The 11,022-nt window shown below is 44.5% G+C and carries 10 protein-coding genes; 6 read left to right on the top strand and 4 right to left on the bottom strand.

Features of this window, described 5'->3' with window-relative positions; translation table 11 throughout:
• The 3 genes from H9644_RS21615 to gadW form a co-directional block, all read left to right on the top strand.
• Window positions 1-119 (top strand): hypothetical protein (locus H9644_RS21615; protein WP_000385785.1); only part of this gene is annotated, 119 nt, incomplete at its 5' end.
• Window positions 120-513: 394 nt separating this feature from the next.
• Window positions 514-1,329 carry a DNA-binding transcriptional regulator GadX gene (gene gadX / locus H9644_RS15235; protein WP_191775198.1) on the top strand — a complete coding sequence of 272 codons (816 nt, stop codon included), beginning with the start codon at window positions 514-516 and terminating at the stop codon, window positions 1,327-1,329.
• A 367-nt stretch (window positions 1,330-1,696) separates the two neighbouring features.
• A complete protein-coding gene (gene gadW, locus H9644_RS15230) occupies window positions 1,697-2,425 on the top strand; it encodes an acid resistance transcriptional activator GadW (RefSeq protein WP_191775189.1) in 729 nt (242 codons plus the stop codon).
• A gap of 363 nt (window positions 2,426-2,788) precedes the next feature.
• Here the strand turns inward: gadW and mdtF are convergent, their stop codons facing one another.
• The 4 genes from mdtF to hdeD all read right to left on the bottom strand — a co-directional run bounded on the left by mdtF (window position 2,789) and on the right by hdeD (window position 9,266).
• Window positions 2,789-5,902, bottom strand: coding sequence for a multidrug efflux pump RND permease MdtF (gene mdtF / locus H9644_RS15225; protein WP_191775187.1), 3,114 nt, complete (start codon window positions 5,900-5,902; stop codon window positions 2,789-2,791).
• A gap of 24 nt (window positions 5,903-5,926) precedes the next feature.
• Complete coding sequence (gene mdtE / locus H9644_RS15220; RefSeq protein ID WP_316246027.1) at window positions 5,927-7,036, bottom strand: multidrug transporter subunit MdtE; 1,110 nt, start codon at window positions 7,034-7,036, stop codon at window positions 5,927-5,929.
• Window positions 7,037-7,447: 411 nt separating this feature from the next.
• Entirely contained in the window at window positions 7,448-7,975 is a 528-nt protein-coding gene (gene gadE, locus H9644_RS15215) for an acid resistance transcriptional activator GadE (RefSeq protein WP_064527778.1), read from the bottom strand.
• A gap of 721 nt (window positions 7,976-8,696) precedes the next feature.
• Window positions 8,697-9,266 carry an acid-resistance protein HdeD gene (gene hdeD, locus H9644_RS15210; RefSeq protein ID WP_064527776.1) on the bottom strand — a complete coding sequence of 190 codons (570 nt, stop codon included), beginning with the start codon at window positions 9,264-9,266 and terminating at the stop codon, window positions 8,697-8,699.
• Between the two features lie 254 nt (window positions 9,267-9,520).
• On the opposite strand from hdeD, the gene hdeA reads away from it, so the two are divergent.
• From hdeA to H9644_RS15195, 3 genes are all read left to right on the top strand, one after another.
• Window positions 9,521-9,853, top strand: coding sequence for an acid-activated periplasmic chaperone HdeA (hdeA, locus tag H9644_RS15205; protein ID WP_064527774.1), 333 nt, complete (start codon window positions 9,521-9,523; stop codon window positions 9,851-9,853).
• A gap of 116 nt (window positions 9,854-9,969) precedes the next feature.
• Entirely contained in the window at window positions 9,970-10,296 is a 327-nt protein-coding gene (gene hdeB, locus H9644_RS15200; protein WP_016158878.1) for an acid-activated periplasmic chaperone HdeB, read from the top strand.
• Between the two features lie 63 nt (window positions 10,297-10,359).
• Entirely contained in the window at window positions 10,360-11,007 is a 648-nt protein-coding gene (locus H9644_RS15195; RefSeq protein WP_105289378.1) for an MgtC/SapB family protein, read from the top strand.
• The last annotated feature ends 15 nt before the right edge of the window (window positions 11,008-11,022 follow it).

Raw genomic sequence — 11,022 nt, 5'->3', positions numbered from 1 at the left:
GCTTCGAAATGGACTTCGCTGAACTGTTACTGGAAGACTACAAAGCCTCCCTGAAATATCTCAGCGATCACCCGAAACTGCAGGGTATTGCCCAGCAGAACAGCTTTAAACATACCTGATAACAGGATGTCACCTGCATGCTCTGAGCATGCAGGCTTAATGCCTTCATGGTAAAGAAATATATCCTATAAATAAGAGCCGTGGCGTAATGATCAGAATGCTAATTCTGATCATTTTTTTTGTTTTTGGGGAATTCATATAATTGAATAATTTGAAATGTAAATTAAAATCTGTGCGAATTATAGCTGGATGCATGAGCTATTATTCATATCCGTTATTATTGTTCATTTTTGCTCTAATAGATTGAAAAATAAGTGTTCTGGAACAATGCTTCTAGCCACTTAGGATGCTATTCTTTTTTTCGGTTAAGCTTTGTTTAAGTATCGATTTGACTTAGGGTGTTTGCGTGCTACATTAAATACAATAATATGTTTTTGTTATAGTGTATTAATGATGCAATCACTACATGGAACTTGTTTAATTGCGTACGCAAAGCATAAATATATTCTCACCATGCAGAGTGGTGAATGTCGCTGTTTTAACAGTGGTGATTTGGTTTTTGCGGATGCAAACCAGATTTTAGTTGATAAATGTGCAGAGAACGTAGTCTTTGTCACGAGGGAAACACTTTCATTATTTCTCCCGATGCTCAAGGTGGAGGCATTAAATCTTCATGCCTATAAAAAAGTTCCTTCGTTAATCGTTCATCACTGTACCCGAGATATTCCTGTTTTTCAGGAAGTTGTACAGCTTTCGCAGAGTAAAAATTTCCGCTATGGTGAGGTTTTACGTAACAGGGCATTAATATTCGCGATATTTTCGGTTTTTCTTGAAGATGAACAATTTATACCGCTACTCATGAATATCTTACAGCCCAATATGCGAACGCGGGTTTGTACGGTCATTAACCGTAATATCGCTCATGAATGGTCATTGGCGAAAATAGCCAACGAGTTATTGATGAGTCCAAGTTTGTTAAAGAAAAAATTGCGCGAAGAAGAGACGTCTTATTCACAACTGCTTACCGAATGCAGAATGCGGCGAGCGATACAACTCATTGTAATACATAATGTTTCTATAAAGAGAGTGGCCGTGTTGTGTGGCTATAACAGCGTGTCGTATTTTATTTATGTTTTTCGCAATTATTATGGCATGACACCGACAGAGTACCATGAACGAATAGCTGAAAGAGGAGGGGATAACCATCTGATGATGCATGTTTGTGTACCAGAAAAGTGTTGTCACCATGAAAGGATAGTAAGGTTATAATTGCTTTTTGAAGTTAAAAAAAACCCGGCATAGGGGACCGGGAAGAGGATAGTCTGCCGTCTCCAGACTAATAAGCCGTTATAACACTCCATGTTGGCACGGGAAACTTTGTGCTCTCAGTGGTTTAAATATAACTTTTACTGGAGATAAGATCAGCCAATTTTTTATAAATATAAGCTATACACAAATTTAAGATATATCACACAGGCATTTACTTTTTATGGTTTAGCTGATATGTGCGCTTATGTATGTGATTACTTTTGGTCCTACCAATTTTGGCAGTTTTGATTTTTTACAGGAGTCATACATCATTTCATTTGTATACTGAAATTGTAATGGTTGTAGTAATGGAATATAAGGGCTTGTCATGGCACACGTTTGCTCGGTGATCCTCACCCGCTGTTCATTTGATATATATCATGAGCAGCAAAAAATCTCTTTACAAAAAGAGAGTATTCTTTTGATGGGCAAAAATATGGTGGAGAATTTTCCTTTTGATGAATCCCTCGTCCGCAGACTAGATATCGATGAAAGGGTCATTAGCTATTATTTGCACAATATCCGTCTTTCTGGTCGGTGTTTAGGGCTGCATAGTAAAAAACGGTTGTTAGTTAACCCAACACCACCGATGCCGCTGGTCACTGCGATATTTGATAGTTTTGCTCAAGAAGATATTGCGTCCAAAACATTAAGTAATATGCTTTACTTTTCCTGCCTTTCGATGTTTTCACGGAATAAAGAACTTATCCCCTTCCTTTTTAATAGCATTAGTACTGTTTCAGGTAAAGTTGAACGCATTATTGGCTTTGATATTGCCAGACGCTGGTATCTGCGTGATATCGCCGAAAAAATGTATACCAGTGAAAGCTTAATCAAGAAAAAATTGCAGGATGAAAAAACCTGCTTTAGCAAAATTTTATTGGCTTCACGAATGTCGATGGCCAGGCGACTACTCGAGTTACGACAAATCCCGTTGCCGATGATCGCAGAAAAATGTGGCTATAGCAGTACGTCGTACTTTATTAATACTTTCCGCCAGTATTATGGCATAACGCCACACCAGTTTGCACAACAGTCAACAGGGACCTTTTCCTGACTGGATTTCTCATTCGAAAGTCGGTCAGGATCTCCCTCACACTTCATGTGAAAATCTTTCCTCATTAACTCTGCCGGGCCATCGGCAAGTTTGTTTTCGCAGTTTGCAAAACAGTAAACGTATTTTCAGGAGGAAAAGACGCGGCATGTTCAGGATTATTAAGTTTGCAATTCATACGATTACGGGAATTCTGGTCAGTGTCGTGTTGTTTAAATTGATCACCAACGGTTGGAGCGGCTTCTACTTTCAATGCTGTTTACTGAGTCTGGTGTTCCTGGCAGTAAGCTGGTTGTTGAGTGGCGAGTGGTTAGCGGAAAAGAGTAAGGCTGAACCCTCACGTTCAACCTTACTCTCGTTTACGCGTTACGCTTTTTTAAAGCGGGCAAAGAGATGTTCCACCACAACGAAAAAGACCGGAACGAAGTAAATCGCCAGCACAGTTGCTGCAAACATCCCCCCCATAACACCTGTACCTACTGCGTTTTGCGCACCGGAACCTGCGCCATGACTGATAACCAGCGGCAGCACGCCGAGAATAAAGGCCAGAGAAGTCATCAGGATTGGGCGTAAGCGCATCCGTGCCGCTTCGATAATCGCTTCCATCGGTGACTTTCCTTCTTTTTGCATCATCTCAACCGCAAACTCGACAATCAGGATGGCGTTCTTGGCGGAAAGCCCAATGGTGGTCAGCAAACCAACCTGGAAGTAGACGTCATTGCTTAAACCGCGCAGGTCTGTAGCCAGTAACGCGCCAATTACCCCAAGCGGTACGACCAGCATTACCGAGAACGGAATCGACCAGCTTTCATAAAGTGCGGCGAGGGCAAGGAACACCACGACCAGCGAGATGGCATATAGTGCCGGTGCCTGGTTGGAAGATAACGCTTCCTGATATGACAGCCCTGTCCATGAGTAGCCAACGCCAGCCGGAAGTTTTGCGACCAGATCCGCCATAAATTTCATTGCGTCACCAGTACTTTTTCCTGCCGCCGCTTCACCTAAAATCTCCATTGATGGAATACCGTTGTAGCGTTCCAGACGTGGTGAGCCGTAGGTCCATTCTGTTGAAGAATAAGCAGAAAGCGGCGCCATCGTGCCGGAGGCGTTGCGTACATACCATTGGTTGATGTTGTCCGGTAGCATACGGAACGGCGTTCCGGCCTGGACATACACTTTTTTCACCCGTCCCTGGTTGAGGAAGTCGTTGACGTAGCTACTGCCGAAGGCGGTAGAGAGGGTCTGGTTGATATCAGACAGCTCCACGCCCATCGCTTCGGCTTTTGCGGCGTTGACGTTCACTTTGAACATTGGCGTATCTTCCAGGCCGTTCGGGCGAACCGCGGTTACCTGGTCAGGCGATTGTGCTGCCAGTGACAGCAATTCGTTTCTCGCCTGGGTCAACTTTTCATGCCCCAGGTTGCCGTTGTCCAGCAGTTCCATATCAAAACCTGACGCTGTCCCCAGTTCTGCTACCGCCGGTAAGTTGAACGGGAAAATGACTGCTTTATTGATGCGGCCCAGAGCCGCCATCGCCCGCTGAATGATTGCGGTCACCGAGTTTTCCTCGCCGACGCGTTCAGACCACGGCTTCAGGCTGATAAACGCCAGGCCGTTGTTTTGCCCCTGGCCGCTAAAACCGAAGCCACCAACGGTGAACACTGACTGGACATTATTTTTCTCTTTTGTCAGATAGTAATCAGTTACCTGTTGCAGCACTTTCGTGGTGTTAACCATTGTGGAACCTGACGGTAACTGCGCGGTGGTCATAAAGACCCCCTGATCCTCTTCTGGTAAGAAAGAAGTCGGCGTACGCAGGAACAGCACCGCCATCCCGGCACAAATCAGCAGGTAAACCACCATATAGCGGCCCGTGCAGCGCAGAAGCGAGCGGGTGCTGTCGGTATAGTGCTGGGTCGATTTTTCAAACAGATGGTTAAAACGAGCAAATAAAGCATTCGGTTTGTGACCGCCTTCCGGCGCGGCTTTCAGAATGGTGGCGCAAAGGGCAGGGGTCAGACTCATTGCCACAAACACCGAAAGCAACATGGATGAGATCAGCGTGATGGAGAACTGGCGGTAAATCTCGCCCGTAGCGCCACTCATAAAGGCCATCGGCATAAACACCGCAGACAGAACAACGGCAATCCCGACCAGCGCGCGTTGGATTTGCCCCATCGATTTATGCGTCGCTTCTTGCGGCGGCAGTTTATCTTCCGCTATCACACGTTCGACGTTTTCTACCACCACGATGGCATCATCAACCAGCAACCCTATTGCCAGCACCATCCCGAACATCGTGAGAGTGTTGATGGTAAAACCGACCGCCGACAAAATCGCAAATGTGCCGAGAATAACCACCGGAACGGCGATAGTCGGGATAATCGTAGCGCGAATGTTTTGTAAAAACAGGTACATGACAAGGAAGACGAGGATGATCGCCTCAACCAGCGTTTTGAAAACTTCCTGAATTGAAATTTGGATAAACGGTGTAGTGTCGTAAGGATAAACCGTCTTCAGGCTGGCGGGGAAGTACGCTGATAAGCGGTTGAGCTCTGCTTTTACCGCCCGCGAGGTATCCAGCGCATTTGCCCCGGTCGCCAGTTTGATGGCGATACCGGCGGCAGGTTTGCCGTTATAGCGCGCCACGGTGGAATAATCTTCCGCCCCCAGCTCGACGCGAGCGACGTCGCGCAGCAATACTTGCGAACCATCTTGCTGAACTTTCAGCAGGATTTTGCCAAATTCTTCCGGCGTTTGTAGGCGCGTCTGCACAATGATTGAGGCGTTCAGTTGCTGGTCTGCCGCCTGTGGCATCCCCCCCAGTTGACCGCCGGAAATCTGGTTGTTCTGTACCTTGATTTGGGAAATAACATCAGAAGGAACGAGATTGTATTTATTGAGTTTTTGCGGGTCCAGCCAGATACGCATGGCGTACTCTGAGCCAAAGAGCTGTACGCTACCGACACCTGCGGTACGGCTGAGTGGGTCTTTAATATTAGAAGCCACATAGTCCGCGATGTCGTACTGGTTGAGGCTGCCGTTATCAGAGATAAACGCCGCTACCATCAGGATGTTGCTGCTCGACTTATTAACGCTAATCCCTTGTTGCTGCACCGCTTCTGGTAATGAAGGTATCGCGAGTTGCAGTTTATTTTGTACCTGAACCTGCGCGATATCGGGTGATGTTCCCGTTTCAAAGGTCAGGGTGATGGAGGCATTACCTGCCGCATCGCTGGTTGATGACATATACATCAAGCCATCCAGCCCATTCATATTTTGCTCAATCACCTGAGTGACCGAGTCTTCTACCGTTTGCGCATCGGCACCTGGATAGGTTGCGCTGATGGTAATTGTTGGCGGCGCGATTTGTGGATATTGCGCAACGGGTAGGTTCATGATCGCCAGTCCGCCCGCGAGCATCATAATAATGGCAAGTACCCAGGCAAAAACTGGGCGATCAATAAAATAGTTAGCCATGAAAGTCCCCTTAAGCCTGCAACGTTATTGTTTCGATTCGGTGCTGGCGTTTTCCTGGCTGGAGGAAATTGCGCGTGCCTTGATACCCGGACGAATGCGTTGCAAACCGGAAACGATCACCCGATCGCCAGCCTGCAAACCAGAGGTAACAACCCACTGATTTCCGATAGCTTTGGTAGCGTCAATTTCGCGTAACTGCACGACATCGTCTTTATCCAGAATGAGCGCCGTCGCTTTGCCCTGGGAGTTGTGGGTGACGCCTTCTTGCGGTACTAACAACACATTCTGGCGGCTACCTTCATCCACTAAAGCCGTAACGTACATACCAGGCAGCAAGTCGCCATTCGGGTTGGGGAAAATTGCACGCAACGTGACGGAACCTGTGGTTTCATCTACCGTCGGGTCAGAAAATTTCAGCGTGCCGGTCTGGCTGTAACGTTTGCCATTTTCCAGGTTAAGCTGTACTGGCGTACTGCCCTGAACCTGTTTGATTTGCCCACTGGCGACTTCCTCTTTCATGCGCAAAAAATCCTGCACTGACTGGGTGAGATCGACATAAATCGGGTCCAGACGCTGCACGGTTACCAGAGAGTCTCCCTGATTAGCGGTGACTAATGCGCCGACGGTCACCGACGATTTCCCGCTGACGCCAGTAATAGGCGAGGTGACATTAGCGTATTGCAGATTGATGGTCGCCTGCTCAACGGCAGCTTTGGCGACGGTGACATTCGCTTCAGCTTCATTGAGTTGAGTTCGCGCCGTGTCATAGTCCTGGCGGCTGACGTAGTTGGTTTTCAGCAACGATGCCTGGCGGTTAAAGGTAATGCGGGCATTGCTGGCGGTGGAGAGAGCTTTAGCCAGCGAACCTTTGGCAGAGTTTAATTCTGCTTGTAACGGAGCAGGGTCAATCTGATACAACGAATCGCCCTGGTTAACTTTATCGCCTTCGATAAAATTGCGTTTAATGATGATGCCGCCCACCTGCGGGCGAATCTCAGCAACTTCATAAGGAACAGTTCTGCCGGGCAGTTCACTCATGACATTGATTGAGCCGGGGGAGAGCGTCACCACGCCCACTTCTGGCGTCATGGAAGCTGCATTTTGCGCTGATTTGTCATCGCAGGCGGTGAGTATTACGCCGCAGAATAACAACGGTATTAACAGTATTCTTTTTCTGTTCATTTTAGTCCCTGAAAACTCGTGAGAAATAACGGTTCTTTGAATTGCGTGCGGGGAGAGGTATGAGGGATTTACAGACCAGCGACATAGTGCAGGTCATGGGGATGTATGCCTGTGATGGTGCGAGCAGGTCGAGTGACCAATGTGGCGATTTAGATGGCAAAAAAAATGTTGCCGTTCTGCCGACAGTCTCTGTCTGCATCCGGGCAACGAAGGTTTCTACTGGTGGATACATAAACCAGGGGAATAAGTTCGTTTTCGCTTCTCCTTTGGTTATCACCGGGAGTAATGGAGTCAGCATTTGCATCCCTCGTCATGCCAGCCGTCAATTTCAGGCACTTATTGCCGGGCCACATCAACTCCTTCTTAAAAATAAGAAGAGATCCCCAGAGTCACGATGTCGCTCATACGTCTAAGTTTCAGCTTGTACATAATATTGAATTTCTGGATCTTTAATGTCTGCTGCGAAATTTTCAGCGTTGACGTGATATTACTTTCATTTTTATTTTTCAGGATTAATTGCATAATTTTGAATTGATTATGCGAGAAACATAATTGAGAATTCTTATGGGGTAAGTGTTTTCCATAAGTAATATCAATCAGATTTTTAATGCTTTCTTTACGGCTGATAAAAAAGATAGGCGACTGACTTTTAAGTTTACTGATGTGGTAAGGTGCCAGAACAATGATTCTTTCGGCATCTAATTTCTCAAGAAACTTAATCGCTTCTTCATCAAGGATATGATTATGATAGGTATCAATGATCACCTTGAATGGTTTGTTGCCTATGCTTTTGATCTCTGACAGGGAATTGATTTTTATCATTTCGTGATTATCTTTCAACTGCAAAAAGCCCTGTAAAAGAAAAGAATCCTTCGTCATGAGAAAAATCATAACTTGCTCCTTAGCCGTTATTGTTTCGAACATGTCATCCTTTTCATTATTTACATCCATGTCCGAATTCGTTGTTCAATATAGTAAACGCCTATAAGAACGTTGCCCTTCGTGAACTAATACGTCTATTAACACTAATCAAAACTTGAAAATTATCCATCACACACTCCATATATTGATCCTAGGTAACATTCCTGGTTGTTATAAATTTGTTGGTGCTAACATGAAATTAACATCTTCCATTTTTTTACCAAGAATAAGTTATCAATTTAAAGTTTGTGATTTCTAAATAATAAAACTAGAATAAAAAAGTAATCCGATTTAAATATCGAGTCTCCTTGTTTCTACTTAAGCTGGCAATTGGATTGCCAGCTTTCTTTTTAAATTTCTTAGAAAATTAACATTAACTACATTAATTCCCCGCTCGTTGAGTCAATGCTTGCTGAATCTTGATTTCATTTTCCCACAGCACTTTTAAACATTAAACCTGACTACAGAAAATATCAGCCATGATAATGTTTGAAATGGCTAATTTGCTGTGGAATAAACAAAAACACAAAGGTTTCAGAGAGTTGTTTAATGAATCGCACGATAATTATTTCAAAGATGGTTTATGTTTTGCCATGGTGGCTATATGAAGCTGGAGTGTTATATGCCTCATAGTCACTATGAGTGATTATGAGGCAGTGTGGAAAATACTGTGCCGACGGTCTGGTACTGATTATTTTTTAACGAATAAACTAGCGAAGCTAAACAAGCTGGCAGCGCTGAATATTAGTTCTATCCCCACCAGTGTAGAAACTAGTGTTACAGAAACCATTGGCGTTGCACCCAGGAATAACCATGCGATGACAATATCCAGGATACCAATGACTAGCTGTAGCCAGCTGCCTTTCATTGAACGCTGGCGATACCAACTCATCAAGCGAATAACCCCAGCGACACAGAACAAGCCAGCGATAAACGCTGCAATAGCAAATATTCCCAGTTCCGGTGCGCGGATGAAGAAATAGCCGATCAATAAATAGGCGACAGCGACAAGGAAACCGGATAATACAGGCCAGAAATTATGACTCCGGTTGCTGAATAAACCGACAATAAGCGCAATGCCTGAGCAGATTAATAATGCACCAACGACCGTGCTAAGGATATCGCCAGAGACAAACGGAAAGCTTATACACAGCAAACCGACAATAAACAGTAGCACAGCAATAAACTGGATTGCTCTCCGATGCTTCTTAAGCATATCCAGATCAAATTTCAAAATTGTTGCCTTATCTATATACAACATAGAACCACCCTATAAATTTAAGAAGAAAAACCCCTACTATCAATCTATGCCAAAAATGCATCCAGGAATGCATGTGATTTAATAAAAATTTCCTAATTAATGCGTCTGATACCTATGTAACATGTTGTATTTAAATAAAAATATCTGATTTTGATATTTTATCTCAACATGACATACCCCAAAAACCAGGTTATAACCTCAATGTCGAAATTGATGCGTGACGGCTCTTTCACTTTATAGTTGAGGACATTGCGATGAAAAAAGTATTAGGTGTAATTCTTGGTGGTCTGCTTCTCCTGCCTGTTGTGAGCAATGCAGCGGATGCACAAAAAGCAGCTGACAATAAAAAACCTGTCAACACCTGGACCTGTGAAGATTTCCTGGCTGTGGACGAATCCTTCCAGCCGACTGCAGTCGGTTTTGCTGAAGCACTGAATAACAAAGATAAACCAGAAGATGCGGTTTTAGATGTTCAGGGTATTGCAACCGTAACCCCGGCTATCGTTCAGGCTTGTACTCAGGATAAAAAAGCCAGCTTTAAAGATAAAGTTAAAGGCGAATGGGACAAAATTAAGAAAGATATGTAATTACGGGAATGCGTTACATCGTATTTCCTTAAATATTGAACAGGCCGGAATATATTGCTTTTAAAGCAGGTAATCCTCCTGTTTATATATAAATTATTTATTGAATGGGTTGTAAAATGAATATTGCATCTCTACGTAAAGCCATTGTTTTCGTTGGCGCTGTAGCGGCACTATCACTGGTTAATGCGCAATCTGCACTGGCTGCCAATGAATCGGCTAAAGATATGACTTGTCAGGAATTTATTGACCTGAATCCGAAAGCGATGACACCTGTTGCATGGTGGATGCTGCATGAAGAAACGGTTTATAAAGGTGGCGATACTGTAACCTTAAATGAAACTGACCTGACTCAGATCCCTAAAGTGATTGAATACTGTAAGAAAAATCCGCAGAAAAATTTGTATACCTTTAAAGATAAATTGGCAAATGTCCTGCCAAATTAACAGGAATAAAGCAAAAAGGAGTAGCAAGTTGAGCCATCTTGCTGCTCCTTTTTGCATTTTTATATGACTGCAGAATTTATTATTCGTCTCATCCTGGCCGCTATTGCCTGTGGTGCTATTGGCATGGAAAGGCAAATGCGCGGCAAAGGGGCTGGGCTTCGTACACATGTCTTAATCGGTATGGGTAGCGCCCTGTTTATGATTGTGTCGAAATATGGGTTTGCTGACGTACTGGCGCTGGATCATGTCGGACTGGACCCCAGCCGTATCGCCGCTCAGGTTGTCACTGGCGTCGGTTTTATCGGTGCGGGTAACATCCTCGTTCGTAATCAAAATATTGTCGGCCTCACCACTGCAGCGGATATCTGGGTAACGGCAGCCATCGGCATGGTGATTGGCAGTGGTATGTATGAACTGGGTATCTATGGTTCAGTAATGGCTTTGCTGGTGCTGGAAGTTTTTCATCAATTAACCTACCGCTTGATGAATAAAAATTACCATTTACAGCTCACGTTGGTGAACGGTCATACGGTGTCGATGCTCGATTGGTTTAAGCAGCAAAAAATCAAAGCTGACTTAGTCTCATTACAAGAAAATGAAGATCATGAAGTAGTTGCTATTGATATTCAGCTTCGGGCTATGACATCAATTGAAAATCTATTGCGGTTATTGAAGGGAATGGCAGGCGTGAAAGGTGTCTCGATAAGTTAATGTGTGCGGCAGGGA

This window comes from Escherichia whittamii, from assembly GCF_014836715.1.
Lineage (GTDB): Bacteria > Pseudomonadota > Gammaproteobacteria > Enterobacterales > Enterobacteriaceae > Escherichia > Escherichia whittamii.
Note: the sequence above shows the minus strand (reverse complement) of the source record. Positions and strands in the feature narration are given on the sequence as shown.

Coding starts and splice junctions, on each gene's coding strand:
- gadX (WP_191775198.1), top strand. CDS start 514: ATGCAATCACTACATGGAACTTGTTTAATTGCGTACGCAAAGCATAAA.
- gadW (WP_191775189.1), top strand. CDS start 1,697: ATGGCACACGTTTGCTCGGTGATCCTCACCCGCTGTTCATTTGATATA.
- mdtF (WP_191775187.1), bottom strand. CDS start 5,902: ATGGCTAACTATTTTATTGATCGCCCAGTTTTTGCCTGGGTACTTGCC.
- gadE (WP_064527778.1), bottom strand. CDS start 7,975: ATGATTTTTCTCATGACGAAGGATTCTTTTCTTTTACAGGGCTTTTTG.
- hdeD (WP_064527776.1), bottom strand. CDS start 9,266: ATGTTGTATATAGATAAGGCAACAATTTTGAAATTTGATCTGGATATG.
- hdeA (WP_064527774.1), top strand. CDS start 9,521: ATGAAAAAAGTATTAGGTGTAATTCTTGGTGGTCTGCTTCTCCTGCCT.
- hdeB (WP_016158878.1), top strand. CDS start 9,970: ATGAATATTGCATCTCTACGTAAAGCCATTGTTTTCGTTGGCGCTGTA.
- H9644_RS15195 (WP_105289378.1), top strand. CDS start 10,360: ATGACTGCAGAATTTATTATTCGTCTCATCCTGGCCGCTATTGCCTGT.